Genomic DNA, 22,003 nt, shown 5'->3' with positions numbered 1-22,003 from the left:
CGTAGCCTATCAGCATTTTCCCGGCCGATGGGTGGATACCGGCTACAGTAGGCATCATGACTCAGGTATGCGTGATTTTCGGTGCGGGCGAATACTATGCGGGCACGCCCGTGGTGCCGGCCGGCGCGTATGTGATTGCGGCCGATGGCGGGCTCGACCATACGCGCCAGTTGGGTATCGTGCCCGATGTGGTGGTGGGCGACTTCGATTCGCTGGAGGGCCGGCCGCCCCGCACCGATGTGCGCACCATCGCGCTGCCCGCGCTGAAGGACGATCCGGACATGCTCTCCGCGCTGAAGGTCGGTTGGTCGGCGGGTTGCCGCGAATTCCATGTCTATGGCGGTTTGGGCGGCCGCATTGACCATACGATTTCCGGCATTCAACTGATGGCATTATTGGCCCGGCATGGGGCAAGCGGGTATCTGTATGGTGATGGGCTCATCGTCACGGCCATCACCGATGGTAGGCTTTCGTTCCCCGCGCATCCGGTGCCCGAGGACGGCCGCATGGTGTCTGCGTTCTCCCACTCCGATGTTTCGCTTGGCGTGAACGAGCCGGGGCTGAAATATGAGCTTAAAGACGGCACGCTGACCAATACGGTGGTGCAGGGGGTAAGCAACGAGTTCCGCGACGGCGTGGACGCGGCCATCAGCGTGGAGCACGGCACACTGATCGTCACCTTCCCCATCGAGGTGGCGTTGCCTCAGGTGAGTCGATTCCACGAATTTGGCGGCGATATCGGCGAGCTGGACACCGCAGTGTCCAAGCTGCTGGTTCGCTGACTTGCATGCCGCGCGCTTGCTCATGATGATTCGAGACATTCCTCCAAAGGAGAGGAAAAATCACATGTCGGTTGCGGGCAATCCGAATTGTGAGCGCTCACAGAAAATACGGCATTTTTGCCCAAAACGCACGCTGAAACGTTGCCATGTGTACAGAGTCGGCATTACAGTAGCAACTGTTGGTAAACAATGGCCCGGTGTGCCAAAGCGCGCCAAGGCCACCCTACAAGGGAGAATTACATGACAGTTAAGATTGGTATCAACGGCTTCGGTCGCATTGGTCGTCTCGCCTTCCGTCGCATCTTCGAGCTGCAGGCTCGCGGCGGCCAGGCTGGTGACATTGAAGTTGCCGCCATCAACGATCTGACCACCCCGGCTACCCTGGCTTACCTGCTGAAGTACGACAGCACCCACGGCACCTTCCGTCATGACGATGGCACTCCGGTTGACGTCAAGGCCACCGAAGACTCCATCATCGTCGACGGCAAGGAATACAAGGTCTACGCCGAGAAGGACGCCAACAACATTCCGTGGGTCAAGAACGACGGTGTTGAGTACGTGCTCGAGTGCACCGGCTTCTACACCTCCGCCGAGAAGTCCCAGGCTCACATCAACGCTGGCGCCAAGAAGGTCCTGATCTCCGCCCCGGCCAAAGATGACACCACCCCGACCGTTGTGTTCGGCGTGAACCACGACATCCTCAAGGCTTCCGACGTGATCGTCTCCGCCGGTTCCTGCACCACCAACTCCATGGCCGCCATGGTCAAGCTGCTGGACGAGAAGTTCGGCATCAAGGCCGGCTTCATGACCACCATCCACGCCTACACCGGCACCCAGATGCTGCTCGATGGCCCGCGTGGCACCAAGACCGGCCGCAACCTGCGCGCCGCCGCCATCAACACCATCGCCCACTCCACCGGCGCTGCCAAGGCCATCGGCAAGGTCGTTCCGTCCGTGAACGGCAAGCTGCAGGGCCACGCCCAGCGCGTCCAGGTTCCGGACGGCTCCGTCACCGAGCTGACCACCGTTCTGAACACCGAGACCACCGCCGACGAGATCAACGCCGCCTTCAAGGCTGCCTTCTCCGACACCGATTACTACGGCTACAACGATGAGGGCATCGTCTCCTCCGACATCCTCGGCGACACCCACGGTGGCGTGTTCGACCCGACCCAGACCGACGTCAACACCATTGATGGCGTGACCCTGGCTCGCACCGTGTCCTTCTACGACAACGAGTACGGCTTCACCTCCAACATGATCCGTACCCTGCTGTACTTCGCTGAGATCTCCGAGTGAACCATTGCGGTCTAGGCCGCTACGGTTCGTTTGAGAACTAAGCTGTGAGACCCCCGCCTTGTGCGGGGGTTTCTTCGTAGTAGAACGGTAATCATGGCAAAGAAAAGCAAGCATGATAAGGGCGCGGGTTCCACTCCGGCGACAGTCCAACTGGAGAAGGCGGGCGTGGAATTCCACGTATACGAATACGAGCACTCCAACGACCATATGGATGACGGCTACGGCGTGGAGGCGGCCACCAAGCTCGGCTTCGACGAGCATCAGGTGTTCAAGACGTTGATGGCGGACACCGGTGCCGAACGCGTGGTGGGCGTGGTACCGGTGAGCGGTCATATGGATTTGAAAGCCTTGGCTGCAGCCGTAGGTGCCAAGAAGGCCTCTATGGCCGATCCCAAGGTGGCGATGCGTGAATCCGGTTATGTGGTTGGCGGCATCTCGCCGTTAGGCCAGAAGACACGTCATAAGACTGTGTTGGATGAAAGCGCCCTGCAATTCGACCAAATTCTGGTCTCCGGCGGCAAGCGAGGCCTGTCTGTGGGCGTGAATCCACAGGACCTGCTCAAGGTCTTGAACGCCGTTGCCGCACCAATCGGCACGTGGTGACCGTTCTTGGCTCCCCTCACGGAGGGGAGCCAAGAATGACTACTTCTTCCTGCGCAACTCCGCCGGCAGCACAAAGTGCATGTTTTCTTTGATGGTTTCGACGGACTTCATACCGGTGAAGCCCAAGTTTTGCAGAGCGTCAATCACACCGGACACCAGTTCGTCCGGTACGGAGGCACCCGAGGAGATACCTACGGATTCCAGACCCTCGAACCATGCCGGGTCAAGCTCGCTGGCATCATCCACGCGATACGCTTTGCCGCGCTCCCCCAAGCCCTCCTGCGCCACCTCCATCAGTCGCACGGAATTCGAGGAGTTGGCCGATCCGACAATCACCACGCAATCGGACTGCTGGGCCACCAGTTTGACCGCAGCCTGACGATTCGACGTGGCATAGCAGATATCCGAACTCGGCGGCTCTTGAATCCAAGGGAATTTGGCCTTCAGCGCGGCAATGGTATCGGCGGTCTCGTCCACGCTCAACGTGGTCTGCGAGAGCAGCACCAGCTTGGTGTCGGGCGCAAAATCCAGCGAATCGACATCCGATTCATGCTCGATCAAGTGCACGTGTTCGGGGCTCTCCCCCACTACACCGACCGCTTCATCGTGACCTTTATGCCCGATATAGACGATTTCATACCCCTCGCGCACGAAACGCAGCACCTCACGGTGCACCTTACCCACCAGAGGGCAGGTGGCATCCACCACATGCATGCCACGACGTTCGGCTTCCGCCTTCACTACCGGAGATACGCCATGGGCGGAAAACACCACCGGAATACCCGCTTGGGCAGCAGCATCCGGAATCTCCGCCAATTCCTGGACGAACACCGCGCCTTGCCCGGCCAAGTCCTCGACCACATGCTTGTTGTGCACGATCTGCCGGCGCACATATACCGGGGGCAGCCCATCCTCGCGCGTCCGCTTTCCGGAAGCCTCCGCGGCTTTGAGAATGGTCTGTACGGTAAGAATCGCACGGTCCACACCCGCGCAGAAGCCTCGCGGATCAGCGAGCACAACGCTTTTGGTCATCGGAACCTCCTGAACGTCAATAGTGTTTTCCAGTGTAAGGCAGGGATTACAGGAATCTGCCGTCACAACTTTTCCGCGTCTCCCACAAATCACCGGTTTCCAAGGAATCCACGTGCTTCTCGCATGATGGTGTGAGACTCGTCACTCCACGTATTGCTACCGTGTTTATACGAATTGTTTATTATATGCCGCATATCGCCAATCCCCGCCTCGATAGAGGAGACGCGCTAGACTGGGGCCAGCGATAGCAGGAGCTACCGGCCCACCAACCTCACTACGGGAGTGATTCCATGACGAGTAAAACACCACGCACCGGAAATCAGTATTCGATTCACTATGGCGATTATTCCGCCGTCATCTGCGAACTCGGCGCCAAGATTCGCCGATTCGATTATCAAGGCAAGGAAATTTTCTGCCCGTTCGGCGTCAACGACCTGACCCCCACCTGTAACGGTTATGTGCTGGCCCCGTGGCCAAACCGCATCGAAAACGGCGAATACGATTTCAATGGCAAGCATTACTGCGCGCCGGTTAACGAATATCATCCCGCACCGCGCAACAATGCGAACCACGGATACGCCTACCACTACATGTGGAAGCTTGAATCGTTGACCGATAGCGCCGTGACGCTTTCGCTGCGCTTCCCCAACTTGGACGGATACCCGTTCGATGTGACCGTGACCGTCACCTACGAACTCGGCGACAACGGCATGACCGCGACCGTCAATGCCCGCAATGATGGCGACGAACCGGCACCGTGGGCTCTCGGCCTGCATCCGTGGCTGGCCAACGGCAAGCAGGGCGCAACTGCCGCCGAACGCGATGCCGACTCCGCCGCCTGCCACCTGCAGATTAAGGCCGCCAGTCATGTGACGGTGAACGAGGCGCTGATTCCCACCGGCACCGAACCGGTTACCGGTATCTACGACCTGAACGATGGCCCGACGCTCGAAGGCCGCGCCTTTGATGATGCCTGGGTTGACGTGGAGCGTGCCGCCGATGGTACGACCACCACCACATTCACCCGCCCGGACGGTATCGAAGTGAAAATCATTGGCGATGAGACGATTAATGCTTGGCAGTGCTACACCGCCACTGGCGCACCGTTCGCCGAGCATCCGTATGGCATCGCCGTCGAGCCGATGACCGCCCCGGCCAATGCCTTCCGCACTGGTGACCACTTGGTGACGCTCGCCCCCAACGGCGACTACACCACTGTGGTCCGCTACGAAGTAGTCCAGAAGTAGTTCTGTTACGCTGGCTCCCCTCCAGAGGGGAGCCAATTTTTTATCCTTATGTGCCGCCGCGTCTTGGGACTTATGCGATACGATTGTGAGCGATAACAATTTGTTCCACAAAGGAGTGTGCACTATGGCTTTGAAGCCTCGCACTGGTAACCAATATGTCATCTCGTCCGGCGAATGGAGTGCCGTCGTCACCGAACTGGGTGCCAGCCTGCGCGAGCTGAAGTGGCGCGGCGAAGACCTCATCGTCCCCTTCGACCCGAACAAGGTCATTCCCTGCTGCAACGGCTGGGTGCTGGCACCGTACCCGAACCGCGTGACCAATGGTCAGTATTCTTTCGATGGCGAAGACTACCAGATGCCGATCGACGAGTTCGACCGCCAATCCTCCCTGCACGGCTATGCCTACCGCTACATGTGGGAGCTCGTTGATTTGCAGGAATCACACGTGACGCTCTCCTGGCGCTCCCCCGACATCGCCGGCTACCCGTTTGATATCACCATCACCGCCACTTATGCACTTGACGAGAACGGTCTCACGGAAACCTTCACCGTGCACAACAACGACAGCGTGAAGGCACCGTGGGCATTTGGCATCCACCCGTGGCTGGCCAACGGCAAGCACGCCACCGGTCAGGCCATTACCGCCGACAACGAGCCCTGCCGTCTTGAGCTGCACTGCGACACCCACGTGACCGTAGACGAACACTTGCTGCCCACCGGTGAAGAGCCGGTTTCCGGCATCTTCGACCTGCGCGATAACCCCACGCTGGAGGGACGTGGCTTCGACGATGCCTGGACCGATATCACCAACCGCGGTGAAGACGGCAGCACTTCCGCCGTGTTCACCCGCCCCGACGGCATCAAGGTCACGCTGACTGGCGACAAGACCATCAACTCCTGGCAGGTGTGCACCGGCAACGAAATCGGCGAGAAGGCTCGTCAGGCCGGCGTGGCCGTCGAACCGATGACCGCCTACGCCGACGCCTTCCGCACCGGCAAGGATCTGGTTGTGCTCGAGCCGGGCGATGACTACACCACCGTGGTCACCTTCCACGCCGAACAAATCTGAAAAACCGAATAGCCAAGCCTGACGCTCATCGCCACATGGACACCCGTGTTGCATCACGTCGTGCTCATGTGGCATAATTCCGAAGGCTTATTTTTTTACTGCAGCAAAGGAGTCCATCATGGGCATGCGCGGACGTAAGCGCAAGAATCGTCGTAAGAAGGCCGCCAACCACGGCAAGCGTCCTAACGCCTGATTCTTCGCGTTTCTTATGGAACGCTCAAGGTCCGTCTGATGATACATCAGACGGACCTTGTTGTATATGTCGTTACTTATCTTCGCCGCAGCAGTGATCAAGCGTGGCCTTGAGCCGGGCCATCAGACATTCGGGTGCCACATCCGGGCGCAAGTAGGCACGCAACGCGGCAATCAACGCCTGTTCACGCTCGTCGCAGCAGGTACGGGGGTCAAAACAGTCGCCCTCCGTAACGATATGCACGTCCGCCTGGACCGACGCAGAGGCCGAGCCGGTATCCACTGAACGATGATGCACCGCCGTGATATGCACTTCGGTCTGGCTGACCATGCCATCGGCCCCCGTACGGGTTATGGAGATATGGCGAGTACGCTCTACCGGCTGATCGTTCATCAGATCTCCTTTCCCGAAAGCTTGCTTGACTGTTGTGGCGTGCGGGCGCCAGTCGCATGACTATGTCTCACTGCGGCTTGCGTGTCGCCATTGCTACCAACAGTTTGTTCACTACTTCCATTATGGCCGGAATCGGCGATTCGACCAACGTTTTCGCCCAACTTCGCGGATGGTGAACCAGCCGACGAACCAGTCACATACCCGCGCTCTTTCGCATACGAGGCGAGCTCACGCTTGAGTTGCGTGCGGGCGCGATTCAGGCGGCTCATCACCGTGCCGATTTTCACGCCCTGCTCATCGGCCACCTGCTGGTAGGACTTGCCGTCGATGGCGGCGTCGATGAACACCTGCCGGCGTTCCGGCGAGAGTTTGGCGAGCGCGGCCATGATTTCCTCGGGCGCGAAGGCGTCCAAATATTCCTCTTCAGCGGACTTGAGCCCGTCCGACGTATGTTCGGCGGCATCGTAAATGTCCCAGTCGTCGTATTCACCGGTGGAGTCGTTGGCACGCTGCGGGCGCCGCTTGGCCTTGGCATACTGGTTGAAGTAGGCATTGCGCTCGATGGTGGTCATCCACGCCTCGAAGTTGGAGCCCGGCTGGAATGAGTCGAAGGCCTTGAACCCGCGTTCGAAGGTGTCCTGGACCAGATCCTGCGCGTCATCGGGATCGTTGGTCAGCCTCATCGCCTGCCGGTACAGTGCATTGACGGCGGGCATGGCGAGCTGTTCAAATCTGGCGCGCTTGGCTGCCATGGACTCGCCCGATCCGGCTGACTGCCCGGATTGCATAGTTGCTTCGCTTGTCGTCACGTTTCACCATTCTAATCAAATCATGTGCCCATATCGTGGTCGATGACGTGTGAGCCACAACACGCTGCACCCCACCTGTAGAATGGCGTATCGGCTAGATAATAGGGAGTAACAATTATGGCTTTGACTTTGGCTTCGGCCGCTGACCTGCTCAAGGAACACCATCTGCTGCGTGAAATCATCCAAGGGGATGTCTGGACCGACGACCCGGCCCGTATCGCTTCGGCGGATGAGCCGTTCGCCGGCATCACCTACGACACCCGCAAGGTCACGCCGGGCACCCTGCTGTGCTGCAAGGGCCAGTTCAAGGCCGAATATCTGAACGGCATCGACGAAGCCGGCCTGGCCGCATACGTGGCCGAAACCGAGTACTCAGCCGCAACCGCCACCCCCGGCCTGATCGTCAACGACGCACGTAAGGCGATGAGCCTGCTGTCCGCCGCGTTCTACGGATATCCGCAGAACGAGCTCACGGTCATCGGCGTCACCGGCACCAAGGGCAAGACGACCACCTCGTACTTCACGCAGGCGCTTATCAACGCCGTCTCCGGCGGCAAGGCCGCATTGTTCTCCTCGGTCGATAATTGCCTTGACGGCCACACCTACGTCGAATCCGATCTGACCACACCCGAATCGATGGACGCCTTCCGCATGATGCGCGAGGCGGCCGATAACGGTATGAAGTATCTGGTGATGGAGGTCTCCTCCCAGGCGTACAAGGTGGACCGCGTCTATGGCCTGACTTTCGATGTGGCCGCGTTCCTGAACATCTCCCCCGACCACATCAGCCCGATCGAACACCCCACGTTCGAGGATTACCTGTATTGCAAGCGCCAGATCATCGTCAACGCGAAGTCGCTGGTACTCGGCGCGGACAGTCTGCACGCCGATCTGTTGCGGGAGGACGCGGAGGCAGCCGGCATCGGCGTGACCACCTTCGCCCTGCATGACGCGGATAATGCCGGCACCAGTGCGGACGTCGTCGCCTGGCCCGCCGACCCGGCGCACGCCTCCTTCCACATCGCCGACGGAGATCAGGCCCTTGGCGACTACCATCTGTCCATCGATGGCGACTTCAACTACCTCAATGCGGCGGCAGCCATCGCCATCGCCCATGCGGTTGGCGTATCGCTCGATGACGCCGACGCACTGCACGCCATCGAATCCGTACGTATCGCCGGCCGTATGGAACAGTTCCGCGACCCGCAGTCAAACACGCTCGCCATCGTCGATTATGCGCACAACTACGCATCCGTCACCGCGCTGCTTGACTTCGTCTACGAGCGTTGGGGCGAGGAAAACCCGCGTATCACGCTGGTGACCGGATCGGCCGGCAACAAGGCCTACGATCGTCGTAAGGAAATCGTCGAGGCTGCCGAGAACCGTATCGCGAACTTCATTTTCACCGCCGAAGATACGGACACCGAGCCGATCATCGACATCTGCATGGAAATGCAAGGCTACATCACGAACAAGGATGTGGTCTCCACGGTGATTTCCGACCGTCTGACGGCCATCACCAACGCCATTTACGATGCCCGTGCGCACGCCGACCGATTCAACATCCTGCTGATCATCGGCAAGGGCAACGAGCGTTGGATCAAGGACCATCGCAAGCATGTGCCGTTCGACGGCGACGATCACGTCGTCGAACGCATGTTTGGCTTGTGACGGGATTCCGGCCAATCAAATCCTGATCGGATCCCGATTAGCCCACATCAGATCACGCGCAATACGACCAAACCAGAAACACGACATACGGATACAAACGAAAAAGGATAGCTGAATCGTAATGATCACGTTGGAGAAAGTTGACGGAGCCACACTGGAAGCCGAAGCCGAGAAGGCCGGCATCACGTTGCCTATCGAACAGACCAAGGTTTGGTCTGGTTTTCAGGCGGATATCGACGGACGCACACCATGGGGCGATTATCTGATCAAGCGTGATGGTGAATTGGTCGCCGTGATCTCTTTTATCGATTTTGAGACGCACGGTTATCATTATCTGCGCTCGATGCATGGGCCGGCGTGGGTCGCCAAGCCCACCGAGGCTGAGGAGCGCGAGGTCGTCGACGCCATCGTGGACACCGTCAAGAAGGCCGACAAGAGCATCGCGTTCCTGCGTATCGACACCTGGTTCGCCGATGGTACGGAGAAGGTGCTGTCCACAGTGCCGTACGACCAGACCGTGGTCATCGACATCACCGGTGGCGATGATGAGATTCTGGCTCGGATGAAGCGTCGTGGACGCCGTGACGTGCGCAAGTCTCTACGTGAATGCCCGGCCGAGGTTGCCGATGAGACGGATAAGGCCCTGACCGATTTCTCCGAATATTACGATGTGATGGTCGAAACCGGCCAGCGCGATGGATTCACGCCTGCTCCGATGAGCGACTACTCCGATATGATCGGCGCGTTGGGTGCCGATCATTGCCGTGTGTTCGCCGCACGTATTGAAGACCGTGTGGTGGCATGGTCGATTGTCACCGTGAACGGCACGCATGCGGTGCGCTACTATGCCGGCATGCGCAACGAGGTTATGCGTCTGCATGTGACCGACAAGCTGCTGTATTCCGAATGCTGCATCCTGGGCTCGCAGGGTATTACGGAATACGATCTGATGGGCATCGGCTCCGATTTCGCGCCGTCGCTCAAGGGGCTTAACGAGTTCAAGTGCAAGTTCACCGAGGAAATCACCCCGGTGGCCCCCGCCCGCGACGTACCCATCAAGAAGGTCTTCTACAAGACGCTGCAGACTGTGCAGGGCGTGCGCAAGGCATTACGCTAATACCACCCCGCTCCCGCTGGTGGGAGCTGTCGAGCGAAGCGAAACTGAGGGTGGTCTTTCGAGATGGACCACCCTCTGTCACCTGTGGCGCCAGTTCCTACCAGCAGGAACCATTCATTTATCGTTCGAGTTTTTGGCTCACCACGGCTGTTACGCCGTCGGCTCGCATGGTTACGCCGTAGAGCGCGTCGGCAATCGACATGGTGCGTTGCTGGTGAGTAATAATGATGAGCTGCGCATGGGCGCGTAGCTCATTGAACGCATTAATCAAACGGGTCAGGTTCACGTCGTCCAACGCGGCCTCGACCTCGTCCATCACATAGAACGGGCTGGGGCGGGCGGTGAAAATCGCGAACAGCAACGCCAGCGCGGTCAGTGAACGTTCGCCGCCGGACAGGAGGCTCAGCTGTTTGACACGCTTGCCGGCCGGGCTGGCCTCGACCAGTACGCCGGTGGTGAGCATGTCTTCCGGGTTTTCCAGGCGCAGTCGCCCGGTGCCGCCTGGGAACAGCGTGGCGAACATCTGCTCGAATGCCTCGGCGGTATCGTCGAACGCGGATTTGAATACCTGGACCATCGTGGAATCGAGATCCTTGATGAGCTGCATCAAATCGTCACGTGATTTGACCACATCGTTGCGCTGATCATTGAGATACTTGTTCCGCTCCTCAAGCGCTTCGAATTCCTCGGTGGCCAAAGGGTTGATCTTGCCGAGTGCGGCCAGATCGCGGCGAGCCTTATCGAGACGCTTCTTCTGCTCCTGACGGTTATACGGCACGGTCTTAAAGCGGTCGGAATCGCCGTTGGTGCCGGTCTCTCCCCCGGTTTCTCCCTCTTCGGTCTCAGCCTCAGCTTCCGTCTCATCCAACGGCACAGGGTTGCCCTCATCATCCAGCACGGGCACCGGCTGTTCGGGGCCGTAATCACTAACCAATTCCTCCAAAGTGAGACCGAGTTCGTCGGACACTTTTTGCATGAGCTGCCCGGATTCGGCGGCCAACCGTTCGCGGTTTACATCCAAGGCATGTTCGCGCCCGGTCAGATCGGTGACCTTGGGCTCGATCTGGTTGCGCTGCGCGCGCAGGGCCTTGAGTTCCTCGTCATGGCTGGAGGCGGCGGCCTGCAGCTCGTCTCGTTTGGCGGCCACGTCATGCAGCGTATGCTCTACCATGGCGGCCACTGCTCGCGCGTCATCGGCCACGCCTTGCAGGTGTGCGGCCTGCTCGCGTCTGCGATCGTTCAACGCCTCGATGCGGGCGCGGCGTTCGGCGGTTTCTTTGGCGTTGTCCCGCAGCAGCCCGGCCTGTCGGCTCAGTGACTCCCCTTTGCGGCTTGCTTCGGTCCACGCGATTTTTGCGGCGACCTCATGCTCGCGAGTCAGGTTCAGTTCGCGCTCCAGCGTGCGTTCGCGTTCATCGAGTTCGTCGAAATCGGCATGTTCCGCTGTGGATTGCTGGGCCGATGCCAAAGCGCGATTGAGGTCGTCAAGCTTGAGCTGATGCTCGTTGCAATTCTCTTGGGTCTCGGTGATTTTCCTATCCAGCTGCTCGAGCTGACGGGTGAACGATGCGACGCGATCTGTGGCGGATTTCAGAGATTTCTCCGCCTGCTGGGCTTTGAGCCGGGCTTCGGTGCGTTTGGCGGATTCCTGGTCGACGAGTCGAGCCGCTTCATCGCGCTTGGTTTTGGCCTCGGCCACTTGCTCAGCCATTCCGCCGTCTTGGGCGGTCAACTGTTTGACCTGTGCCAATGCTTTGTCTCGGCGGGCGGCCAGAGACAGGTCCGATTGAGAGATTGAAGAGCCGCCGACCGCCGCCACGCCGTGTGTGAAGGTCTCGCCGTTCTTGGTGACGGCCCGCATGGCTTCGCCGAATGCCACAATCTGTTGGGCTTCGTCGGCGGTGCCGGCCGCGGCTACATCAGCCAGCAGGAGACGCACGGTGCGCACGACCGCTTCGGCCTGTGCCGGGTTCTCGGCATCCGGGTTCGCGGTGACGAGTGCTGCCAGCGCGTTGCCCGATTGCGGGGCGGCCCCCGCGTTCTCGGCGCTACTCTCCTCCGACTCCGTGCCCGGCTCTGTGGCGGGATCGCCGGCAATGCTCGCGGTCAGCACCACGGCTTTGCCGAGCTTATCTTCCCGAGCGCGTTCGAGGGCGTGCAACATGTTGCCTGCCGCGGGTACCACGATGGCGCTGGCATACTGGTCGAGCGCGTGGGCCACGGCTTCTTCCCAGCCTTCGGCCACATGGATGAAGTCGGTGAGTCGGCCAAGCGAGGCCACGTCCGTATCGCGCTCCAACGATCCGGAGGCATTGCGGCTGTCTAGCGTGTCGGCAAGCGCATCGGCCTTGGATTTGAGCGAGATGATCTTGGACTGTATCTCGCGCTGCTTATCGGCGCGTTCATTCAGTCGTTCGCGGCATTCGGCGAGCGTTGCACGTGCGGCGTCCAATGCGGCACCGTCATCGTCGGCAATGGAGTCCGCTTCGCTGCGCAATGCGTCCAGCTGTTGCTGGGCATCGTCGCGCTGGGAAGTCAGCGAGTCGCGTTGGGAGGCGTAATCCTTGGCGCGGCTGGTCGCCAGTTGTACGGCGGATTCCTCGCGGGCGATGAGTTCGCGCAGTCGGGCGATTTGCGCATCGCGTTCCTGTGCGGTTTTGCGCAGTTCCGTCAAGGTCTGGCGGACTGAGGCAAGCTTTTTCTCGTCGTCGGCGCGTTCCTCGGTGGCCTTGTCGAGTGCGATGCGCGCATCGGCCACGGCCTTGGTTTGTGCCGCTGCCTGAGACTCCAGTTCCTCGGCTCGTTTGACAAGCATGCCGGGATCCTCACCGAAGTTGGTGACGATCTGGCCGGTGAGTGACCGGCTGCGCTCTTCGGCCAACTGGGCGAGCGCGTTCAGTCGTTCGCGGGTCTGCGAGAATTCATGCCAGTATTGGTTGGCCTTGGCGATGGCCGGACTGGATTCGGAGCTCAACGCCTCGACCTGTTCGATGCGTACTTTGACTTGGGCGAGTTCACGTTGGGCGACGGCCAGCTGGTTGCGCACAGCGCCAAGTTCTTGACGTACCGTGTCGCGACGGCTCATCGAGCGTTGAGCGTCTTCGGCGTACAGGCGGGCTTGGGCGTCGCGTACGGATATCTGAATCGCGTCGGCGCGCCGGGAGATGCGTGCCTGGCGTCCGAGGGGGCCGAGCTGACGGTGAATCTCCCCCAGCAAATCGTCGAGTCGGCTCAGGTTCGTTTCGGTATTGGCCAGCTTGCGCAACGCGCGTTCCTTGCGCTTGCGGTGCTTCAGGATGCCGGCGGCCTCTTCGATGAACGCACGGTGGCCGGACGGGTCGGCCTTCAGAATCGCATCCAATCGTCCCTGGCCTACGATCACGTGCATCTGCTGGCCAAGACCGGTATCGGAGAGGAGTTCCTGAATGTCGAGCAGGCGGCATTGCGAGCCGTTGATCGCGTATTCGGAGCCTCCGTTGCGGAAGATGGTGCGGGAGATGGTGACTTCCGTGTAATCGATATCGAGCGTGTGATCGGAATTATCGATGGTCAGGCTCACCTGTGCACGGCCTAATGGCGGGCGGGAGGACGTGCCTGCGAAAATCACGTCCTCCATCGAAGTGCCGCGCAGGTTTTTGGCGCCCTGCTCACCCATTACCCAGATCAGGGCGTCGACGATGTTCGACTTGCCCGAACCGTTGGGGCCGACCACCGCCGTGATGCCGGGCTCGAAGCGCAGCGTGGTGACGGAGGCGAAGGATTTGAATCCGCGGAGGGTGAGTTCCTTGAGATACATGGCGTGAGACTGTTTTCCGTATGCCGGGTGTCCGGGTATCCGATATGCCTTGGATGCGGGTTACCGGACGTCGGCGGAATCGTCGGTGACGGCGCCTGTGTCGGCGCTGGCCGTGCCGGTGCCGGCGTTACCGGCGTCACTGGCCTGTTCCTTGCCGAGGCCGAGGACGTCGAACACGTCGAAGTCGTCCGGGCTCACCGAATCCTCGAGGTTGTCGGCGGCCTCATCCTCGGCCTTGTCTGCCGGCTGATCCGAATCGTCCGGGTCAACCGCCGGCTGATGAACGGCCATAGCCTGCCTCATCGTGGGGCTGGCATGCTCCTCAAGCATCAGGCGTGCGTCGCCGGCGGTGACGAAGCTGCCGCAGATAAGCACGCCGTGGCCGTAGCCCACGCCCAGCTCGTCCTCGGCATCGACCATATTGACGGCGGTCTGAATCGCGTCAGGCAGGTTCGCTTCCTTGATCACACGGTCACGACCGAACACGTCCACGGCAATCTTCTCAAGCTCGTCGGCCGGCATCACACGCTCGCGCCACGAATTCTCGGTGACCACCACGGAGCTCAGGATCGGCTCCAGAACACCCAGATATTCCTCGACCTGCTTGTCGCGCATCATGGCGACCACACCGACCAGCTGCTTGAAGTCGTAGCTTTCCTCGATGGCCTTGCGCAGGGCTTCGGCGGCATTCACGTTGTGTCCGCCATCCAGAATGATGGTCGGTGAGGTGCGGATCTGTTCGATGCGTCCGGGAATCTTGACCGAGCTCAACGCCTCGCCCACCAAGTCGCCGTCCAGCGGACCGTTGACCGGAATCACCACTTCAGAGGCGGCAAGCGCGGCAAGCGCGTTGTGGGCCTGATGCTCGCCGAACTTGGCGATCGGCACGCCCTCGTAAGTGCCGTTGGGCGTGGTCAGGGTGGCGACCTGGCCGCCGACTGCGGCCATACGGTCGGACACGGTCATTTCGTAGCCGTCGCGCACGAGCATGGCGTGGTTGCGTTCGGCGGCTTCGGCGAGAATCGGCATGACGGCTTCCTCATGCGGCTGCGGGCCGATGATGGCGGTGCAGTTCGGCTTGATGATGCCGGCCTTCTCGGTGGCGATCTGTTCGACGGTGTCGCCCAGCCACTGCATGTGGTCCATGTCCACCGGGCCGATGATGGCCGCATCCGCGTTGAGCACGTTGGTGGCGTCCCACAGGCCTCCCATGCCGACCTCGACGATGGCCACGTCCACGGGCGTGTCGGCGAACTTCCAGATGGCCATGGCGGTGAGCACCTCGAAGAAGCTCATCTTCGGCTTGCCTTGCTCCTCCATCTTGGCGTCCACCAGGGCCACGAGATCCTTGGTCTGATCCCAGATGTCGATGAAATCGTCGTCGGACAGCTGCTGGCCGTCGATGGCGATACGCTCGTTGATCTTCTCCAGATGCGGCGACGTGTACAGGCCGGTGCGCATACCGTAGGCACGGCAGATGGCCTCGGCCATGCGTGCGGTGGAGCCTTTGCCGTTGGTGCCGGTGATATGAATCACGCGGAACGACTGCTCCGGGTGGCCCAGGATGTCGAGCATCAGGTTCATCCGGTCGAGATCCAGATTGGTGGTGTTATGCTCCGGCGGGCGGCTCATGATGTCCAGTTCGACGTCCCGCATGCTCTCATTGTTCCGATTCGGATGCTCGAATGACATATCCTCTTCTAACCTCTGCTCGTGTTGCTGTTGCGCCGTTCGGAGTGCGTATGCCACTTACGTGTTCGCGCCATTCTCGTCATGTCTACGCATGCCCGCATATATTCCGCTTCCGCATGCGCAGGAAGCTCCCCTTGCACAGGTTTGCTCTGCATGATTCGGGATTCTTGCCTTCACGCGTGGAGCCGCACTCCCTCAATTCCCTCTATCCTAGCCGCCGGGGTGGTTTATCGTGCGCGCACAGTGAAACCGTCTCATATGTCGCCGCCGCGCGGGCAGTCTCTACCTGCAGCCACGCACAGTGAAGCCGTCTCATATAGTTGCAATGCGGCTCTTGCCGTCGGCATCTCATTCTTAGTCGGCTGCAATCCAAAACTTGTATGTCCGGCGACGCTGATGCTATTCAGCGTCGGTACAGTGCCAGCTTCTGGCGGTACACCGACGCTATGATGCTCTTGCGAGTCGGTGGCTGGCCAAAACCTGGATTAATCCCGACTCCATCGCCTCTCAGTGTCGTCTCCTCGCCAAGGCATGCCATTCTGCCGTCGTTGAGAAATTTCAATGTCGTCAATCGACCATGTCTTGCCCCGGAAACGACTCTCACAAACGTCCTCTACATCATCTTTTGAACTCGCAGAGGCTCATTCACTGTTATGACTGCTCTCACCGTCGGCAGCCGTCCAAGCCCTGGATCTATGCCGCCAATAAATTGCAGCAAATCGTCGGCCCCGATACAACCATTGGACTCACGCCGACGCTAGATTCCACACTCAGACAGAAGCCAGCCAATATCTGAACCAGCACCGACGGCGTACAAAGCATAAGCACCGTTAACCGTCAATTCGCCGCCCTCTACCAGCTACATCCGCCTTCGCCGATGATATCTTGTTCGAATCCCCAAAGCACGTTGTTCGAATGACATTACTGATGGTGGATAAGTTTTGTGTGTTATCCACTATTCCGAATTAGCGGCCTAATACCTTGAAATTATCGGGAGTATCTCGCTCCAAGACAGCCAAGCTCCGAGGCTAGAACCACAATGGCTGAAATTCATACTTACGCTGCTTCGTTCCGGCTACGCTCGACGTCATGAAGACACACAAAGCAGTGGCCTCGCTCATATCAGCCGCGCAGAATGAGCTGAGATGCGTCTATTCAAGAAATGAAGCGGAACAGACCGCTCTACGCCGCCGTGCCCAGAGTGGTGAGTTGTTGAAAGTGTATGACGGCATTCCCAGTCTTTATGCAAATACTGCATACTGGGATGGTTTGACGCCGCCGGAGCGAACGTTGCATATAGCCCGCGCTCTTGCGCAAGAGCATCCTCAGTGGGTTTTTGGCGGCTTGGTGGCAGTAAGTGCCTATGGATTCGAACATCAATGGCATTTGCATGATGACTGCATAACCATCGTGACTTCCGATCATGGATCTCGTCAATGCCATCAGCGCTTACGACATGTCTATATGCCCGATATGAACAATCCGAAGACACATTACGAGGCCTCCGGCCTATCCCTGATATCACCGGCTAGAACCTTGGTCGAGGCCGCTATAGACCTTGATTTTCGGTTTGCGTTACCGATCTTTGACTCGGCCCTTGCCAAGGGAATAACCAAGGAAGAGATAGCCGCCGACTGCGTTCAATGGAGAATCGATTATGCCCGAGTATTCCGCCTGCTGCGCTATGCAAACGAAAGGAGCGAGAATGGCGGAGAATCCCTCGCGCGAGGCACCATCATCGAAGATCGCTTCCTCACGCCGCGTATTCAGGTAACGGTGACCGACCCACAGACGAATACCGAGTACCGCGTTGATTTCGTATGGAAGCTCGATGACGGGCGCGTGATAGTGGCCGAATACGACGGCACACAAAAATACGTGGACCCAGCCATGACCGATAACCGCAGCATTCAGGAGGTGGTGGCCAAGGAACGCGCACGCGACGAGGGACTGAAACGAGCCGGTGCCACCGAAATCGTCCATTTCACATACGCCGACGTCATCGAACGTACTCCGCTGCGGGTAAAACTGATCAAAGCCGGGGTGCCTCAGGTGGAGACCTCCGCATAGCAGTGAGTCCCGCGACGCGATAAACCTTCATCGCATGGGTTCACATGGATTCAGCCCACAGAATATGTCAATATCAATCGGCAAGCTCCAGCCCAAGCCCATGCCCCTCTCCTTCCCTACCGAGAACAATAAACGGGCCCGCATTCCAGCCCGCCGCACTCGCCATATGGGCATGTCCGGAAGACCGTCCAAATTCCGTACTTGGTTTTACCGTCAGCCGTCAATCGTGGCACATCGCATAAAGCCGACTAATATGAGGTGGGAATCGATGATTCGACAACAACTACATACAGGAGAGTGGCAATGGGTGAAGTGATCACCGCCAAGGACAAGGAATACGAGGCCGAAGAGCGCGCTACGGCACCGGGCGCGAACCAGTCGATGAGCGACCGCGTGAACAACCGCTCGCTGCGCCCGCAGTCGGCCGCATTCAAGGAGTTCATGAAGTCCGGCTGGGCCGACGATGATCCGGAGATCAATCCTCTCGAATCCTCCAAGTTCACGCCAGCCCGCCTTGAGGCGCTGGGCAAGGCCTTCCCGGGCGAACGTCTGGTCATTCCGGCCGGCCAGCCGAAGGTGCGCAACAATGATTGCGATTACATGTTCCGCCCGGACACCACGTTCGCCTACTACACCGGTCTGGGTTCCGATTACGAGGCCGGCGCCGTGCTGGTCCTGAACCCGGTCGACCCCGACTCCCCCGAAGCCGCCGCCGGCAAGACGCACACTCCGGAACTGTTCGTGGCGCCGCGCGCCGACAACTCCACCGAGGACTTCTTCATGTCCGCCCACTACGGCGAATACTGGGTTGGCCCGCGTGCCGGTCTCAAGGAGATGCAGGCGATGACCGGCATCGAAACCCACGACATCGCCCAGCTGGCCGACGCCCTGTCCAAGGACGTGGGTGCCGAAGCCGGCGCCGTACGCGTGCGCGTGGTCAGCGAAACCGACCCGCAAATCACTTCGATGGTTGAATCCATCCGCAAGGCCAACGGTTTCGCCGATCCGGACAAGAACTCCGCATCCGACGACAAGCTGCACGAGTTCGCCGCCGAGGCACGCATGGTCAAGGACGGCTACGAAATCAACGAAATGCGCAAGGCCGTGGACGCCACCAAGCATGGCTTCGACCGTCTGCTCTCCGCACTGCCGGCCGCGCTCGACAAGCCGCGCTCCGAGCGTATCCTCGAAGGCGCGTTCAACGCCGTGTCCCGTGAACTGGGCAACGCCGTCGGTTACGACTCCATCGTGGCTTCCGGCCCCCACGCCCCGATTCTGCACTGGATGCGCAACACCGGTGTGGTGAAGACCGGCGACATGCTGCTGGTGGATGCCGGCGTTGAGGTCGATTCCCTGTACACGGCCGACATCACCCGCACCTTCCCGACCAACGGCAAGTTCACCGACTTCCAGAAGCGTCTGTACCAGGCCGTGCTCGACTCGCAGCAGGCCGGTTTCGAAGCCGCCAAGCCGGGTGCCACCTACTCCGACATCCACCACGCCTGCATGCGTGTGATCGCCGAGCGTCTGCACGATTGGGGTCTGCTGCCGGTGAGCGTCGAGGAGTCGCTGTCCCCGCAAGGCCAGCAGCACCGCCGTTGGCTCGCCTGCGGCGTGGCCCACCACTTGGGTCTTGATGTGCATGATTGCGCGCAGGCCCGTTTCGAGTCCTATCAGGGCGCGAAGATCACGCCCGGCATGATCTTCACCATCGAGCCCGGTCTGTACTTCCGCGAAGACGACCTGCTGATTCCACCGGAATACCGCGGCATCGGCATCCGCATCGAGGACGACGTGCTCATGACCGAGAACGGCCCCGAATGGATTTCCGCCGGCATCCCGAAGCAGATCGACGACGTCGAAGCCTGGATGGCCGAGCAGGCTGCCCAAGCGAAGTAACCTAAGCTCCCTCTGATGAGGGAGCTTCTTTTCTACTAAGGAGGCAATGTGTCCACTCCGGAATTTGTGTTGGAATTGCGTAAGAAGATCGGCCATGATCTGTTGTGGCTCAATGGCGTGACCGGTTGTGTACTGAACGAACATGGTCAACTGCTGTTGGGCCGTCGTTCGGACACGGGCGAATGGGCGATGGTCTATGGCATCAACGAGCCGGGCGAACAGCCGGCGGACACGGTGGTGCGCGAAATCAAGGAGGAAACGGGCATCGATGCCCTCGTCACCGATTTGGTGGCCGTCACCTCGTCAGACAAGGTGCTGACCTACGCCAATGGCGACAACACCATGTACATGGATCATTCGTTCCTGTGCGCCCTGAAGCCCGGCGGCAATGCCGAACCATTCGTGGGCGACGAGGAAAGCCTGAGCGTCGGTTGGTTCGATCTGGATGACCTGCCCACTCCCCTGGCGGCCAGCACGAGCGAGCGGCTGGAGCTGTTCCATACTTACATCGAGAACAAAAAGCACGGCGACGCCCACGCCCTGTTCCAGTTCGATGGGCAGCAGTACTAGCGGATATAAAGTTAGCTCCCTCTGACGAGGGAGCTCCAATGCTATGCGATTACGCCTCTTGGGCTAGGAGCTCGTGGAGGTGGGCGCGGTGTTGCTGCTGTTCGCGCGGGTCGGGCACGGGCAGGGAGGCCAGCAGCTTCTTGGTGTACGGGTTCTCCGGGTGCTGCATAATCTGGCCGGCATCGCCGTGCTCCACGATCTGGCCCTTATGCATCACCATGATGCGGTCGGCAAGCATGTCGACCACCGCCAAATCATGGGTGATGAACAGGCACGCGAAGCCGATTTCCGCCTGCAGTCGCTTGAACAGCTCCAACACCTTGGCCTGCACCGACACGTCCAATGCAGAAGTCGGCTCATCGGCGATCAGCAGCGACGGCTTCAACGCCAAACCACGCGCCAAAGACGCCCTCTGGCGCTGGCCGCCGGACAGCTCATGCGGGAAACGGTTCATGTAGGCGCGCGGCAGCTGGACCATCTCCAGCAGGTCGCCCACATAGTTCTTGGCATCGGCCACAGAACCGTACTTGCGGTGCACGAGCAGCGGCTCGGCCACATTCTCCGCGATGGTCATCAGCGGGTTGAACGAGGAGCCCGGATCCTGGAACACGAAACCAATGTCCGCGCGCTTGGGCTTGAAGTCACGCTCCTTGACGCCGTTCATCTCGATGCCGAGCACGTTCAGGGAGCCGCCGGACACCTTCTGCAGGCCGGCGATGGCACGGCCGGTGGTGGACTTGCCGGAACCGGACTCGCCCACCAGGCCCAGCACTTCGGAGCGGTGGATGGTGAAGTTCGCGCCGTCCACGGCCTTGAAGTCGGGCTGCATGAGATGGCCCGGGTACGTGATGGTCAGGTTCTTGGCCTCGACGGCGATCGGCTGTTCGCGCCAATCGGCCTTGCGCTCGATCGGCTTGTCCTCGCGGTCGCGCACGACCAGCTTCTGACCGATGCGCGGCACGGCACCCAGCAGTCGCTTGGTGTAGTCGTCCTTCGGATGGTAGAAGATCTGCTCCACGTCGCCCTGTTCGACCACGTGGCCGCGGTACATGACGACCACCTGGTCGGCGATGTCCGCGATCACGCCCATGTTGTGGGTGATGATGAGCACGGAGGCGTCGAACTCGTCACGGGCGAGGCGCAGCAGGTCGAGAATTTCGGCTTGCACGGTCACGTCGAGGGCAGTGGTAGGCTCGTCGGCCAGAATCAGACCTGGGTTCAGCACCAACGCCATGGCGATGACGATGCGCTGCTTCTGGCCGCCGGAGAACTGGTGCGGGTAGTAGTCCACGCGGGTTTCGGCATCCGGGATGCCGACCTTCTTCAGGATGTTGATGGCCTTGGCGCGCAGTTCCTTCTTGTCCTTCATGCCGTGGGCGCGCAGGCCCTCTTCAATCTGCCAGCCGATGGTGTACACCGGGTTCAGCACCGAATTGGGCTCCTGGAACACCATCGCGGCCTCGGAACCACGCACTTCGCGCAGCTGTTCGCCGCTCAGGGAGAGCACGTCCAGCGAATCGGAACCATCGCGCTTGGACAGGTAGACGGCACCGGAGGTGGTGGCCGTCTCCGGCAGCAGCTTGATGATGGAGCGCGCGGTCACGGACTTGCCGGAACCGGATTCGCCGACCACGCCGACCACGGTCTTGCGCGGAATGGTGAAGTTCACGTCCTCGACGGCCTTGATGGAGCCGGCGTCGGTCATGAAGGAGACGGACAGGTCCTTGATATCGGCGAGATTCTTGTTGTTTTCGCTCATCT

At 60.0% G+C, this 22,003-nt stretch carries 16 protein-coding genes; 10 read left to right on the top strand and 6 right to left on the bottom strand.

Features of this window, described 5'->3' with window-relative positions; translation table 11 throughout:
* Positions 1–56: 56 nt before the first annotated feature.
* The 3 genes from AB5287_RS04260 to ybaK all read left to right on the top strand — a co-directional run bounded on the left by AB5287_RS04260 (position 57) and on the right by ybaK (position 2,684).
* Positions 57–782: a thiamine diphosphokinase gene (locus tag AB5287_RS04260; protein ID WP_007054441.1), complete on the top strand. Its 726-nt coding sequence runs from the start codon at positions 57–59 to the stop codon at positions 780–782.
* Between the two features lie 240 nt (positions 783–1,022).
* Entirely contained in the window at positions 1,023–2,081 is a 1,059-nt protein-coding gene (gap, locus tag AB5287_RS04255; RefSeq protein ID WP_007052589.1) for a type I glyceraldehyde-3-phosphate dehydrogenase, read from the top strand.
* Positions 2,082–2,174: 93 nt separating this feature from the next.
* The gene (gene ybaK, locus AB5287_RS04250) at positions 2,175–2,684 is read left to right on the top strand and encodes a Cys-tRNA(Pro) deacylase (RefSeq protein ID WP_007054439.1); all 510 of its coding nucleotides are present in this window, start codon (positions 2,175–2,177) and stop codon (positions 2,682–2,684) included.
* Between the two features lie 39 nt (positions 2,685–2,723).
* Here the strand turns inward: ybaK and AB5287_RS04245 are convergent, their stop codons facing one another.
* Positions 2,724–3,737, bottom strand: a complete 1,014-nt coding sequence (locus tag AB5287_RS04245; RefSeq protein ID WP_254992155.1) for a 4-hydroxy-3-methylbut-2-enyl diphosphate reductase — start codon at positions 3,735–3,737, stop codon at positions 2,724–2,726.
* Between the two features lie 269 nt (positions 3,738–4,006).
* Between AB5287_RS04245 and AB5287_RS04240 the strand changes: the two genes are divergently transcribed.
* Positions 4,007–4,963, top strand: coding sequence for an aldose 1-epimerase family protein (locus tag AB5287_RS04240; RefSeq protein WP_007054437.1), 957 nt, complete (start codon positions 4,007–4,009; stop codon positions 4,961–4,963).
* A gap of 124 nt (positions 4,964–5,087) precedes the next feature.
* Positions 5,088–6,032: an aldose 1-epimerase family protein gene (locus AB5287_RS04235; protein WP_007054436.1), complete on the top strand. Its 945-nt coding sequence runs from the start codon at positions 5,088–5,090 to the stop codon at positions 6,030–6,032.
* Between the two features lie 265 nt (positions 6,033–6,297).
* Here AB5287_RS04235 and AB5287_RS04230 read toward each other — a convergent pair whose 3' ends face one another.
* Positions 6,298–6,618 (bottom strand): hypothetical protein, encoded by a 321-nt coding sequence (locus AB5287_RS04230; RefSeq protein WP_007052582.1) that lies wholly within the window; start codon positions 6,616–6,618, stop codon positions 6,298–6,300.
* On the bottom strand, positions 6,618–7,406 hold the full coding sequence (locus AB5287_RS04225) for a sigma-70 family RNA polymerase sigma factor (RefSeq protein WP_007054434.1): 789 nt from the start codon (positions 7,404–7,406) through the stop codon (positions 6,618–6,620). The genes AB5287_RS04230 and AB5287_RS04225 overlap by 1 nt, the downstream gene beginning before the upstream one ends.
* A gap of 138 nt (positions 7,407–7,544) precedes the next feature.
* On the opposite strand from AB5287_RS04225, the gene AB5287_RS04220 reads away from it, so the two are divergent.
* Both AB5287_RS04220 and AB5287_RS04215 read left to right on the top strand, forming a co-directional pair.
* Positions 7,545–9,098 carry a UDP-N-acetylmuramoyl-L-alanyl-D-glutamate--2,6-diaminopimelate ligase gene (locus AB5287_RS04220; RefSeq protein WP_007054433.1) on the top strand — a complete coding sequence of 518 codons (1,554 nt, stop codon included), beginning with the start codon at positions 7,545–7,547 and terminating at the stop codon, positions 9,096–9,098.
* 121 nt (positions 9,099–9,219) lie between these two features.
* The gene (locus tag AB5287_RS04215) at positions 9,220–10,215 is read left to right on the top strand and encodes a GNAT family N-acetyltransferase (protein WP_115797243.1); all 996 of its coding nucleotides are present in this window, start codon (positions 9,220–9,222) and stop codon (positions 10,213–10,215) included.
* A gap of 118 nt (positions 10,216–10,333) precedes the next feature.
* Here the strand turns inward: AB5287_RS04215 and smc are convergent, their stop codons facing one another.
* Together smc and AB5287_RS04205 are read right to left on the bottom strand one after the other, a co-directional pair.
* The gene (smc, locus tag AB5287_RS04210; protein ID WP_007052576.1) at positions 10,334–14,011 is read right to left on the bottom strand and encodes a chromosome segregation protein SMC; all 3,678 of its coding nucleotides are present in this window, start codon (positions 14,009–14,011) and stop codon (positions 10,334–10,336) included.
* 60 nt (positions 14,012–14,071) lie between these two features.
* A complete protein-coding gene (locus AB5287_RS04205) occupies positions 14,072–15,667 on the bottom strand; it encodes a folylpolyglutamate synthase/dihydrofolate synthase family protein (protein WP_007058593.1) in 1,596 nt (531 codons plus the stop codon).
* Positions 15,668–16,921: 1,254 nt separating this feature from the next.
* Here AB5287_RS04205 and AB5287_RS04200 point away from each other — a divergent pair.
* From AB5287_RS04200 to AB5287_RS04190, 3 genes are all read left to right on the top strand, one after another.
* On the top strand, positions 16,922–17,773 hold the full coding sequence (locus tag AB5287_RS04200; protein WP_007057256.1) for a hypothetical protein: 852 nt from the start codon (positions 16,922–16,924) through the stop codon (positions 17,771–17,773).
* Positions 17,774–18,076: 303 nt separating this feature from the next.
* Positions 18,077–19,672: an aminopeptidase P family protein gene (locus AB5287_RS04195; RefSeq protein WP_015713723.1), complete on the top strand. Its 1,596-nt coding sequence runs from the start codon at positions 18,077–18,079 to the stop codon at positions 19,670–19,672.
* Between the two features lie 48 nt (positions 19,673–19,720).
* Positions 19,721–20,242 carry an NUDIX domain-containing protein gene (locus tag AB5287_RS04190; RefSeq protein WP_007054427.1) on the top strand — a complete coding sequence of 174 codons (522 nt, stop codon included), beginning with the start codon at positions 19,721–19,723 and terminating at the stop codon, positions 20,240–20,242.
* A gap of 49 nt (positions 20,243–20,291) precedes the next feature.
* Here AB5287_RS04190 and AB5287_RS04185 read toward each other — a convergent pair whose 3' ends face one another.
* Positions 20,292–22,001 carry an ABC transporter ATP-binding protein gene (locus AB5287_RS04185; protein WP_013410742.1) on the bottom strand — a complete coding sequence of 570 codons (1,710 nt, stop codon included), beginning with the start codon at positions 21,999–22,001 and terminating at the stop codon, positions 20,292–20,294.
* Positions 22,002–22,003: the final 2 nt, after the last annotated feature.

The sequence above is a fragment of the Bifidobacterium sp. RTP21102st3_E2_RTP21102_210122 genome (assembly GCF_040916945.1).
GTDB lineage: Bacteria > Actinomycetota > Actinomycetes > Actinomycetales > Bifidobacteriaceae > Bifidobacterium > Bifidobacterium longum.
The sequence above is the reverse complement of the archived record's forward strand: the minus strand, read 5'-3'. Positions and strand labels throughout refer to the sequence as shown.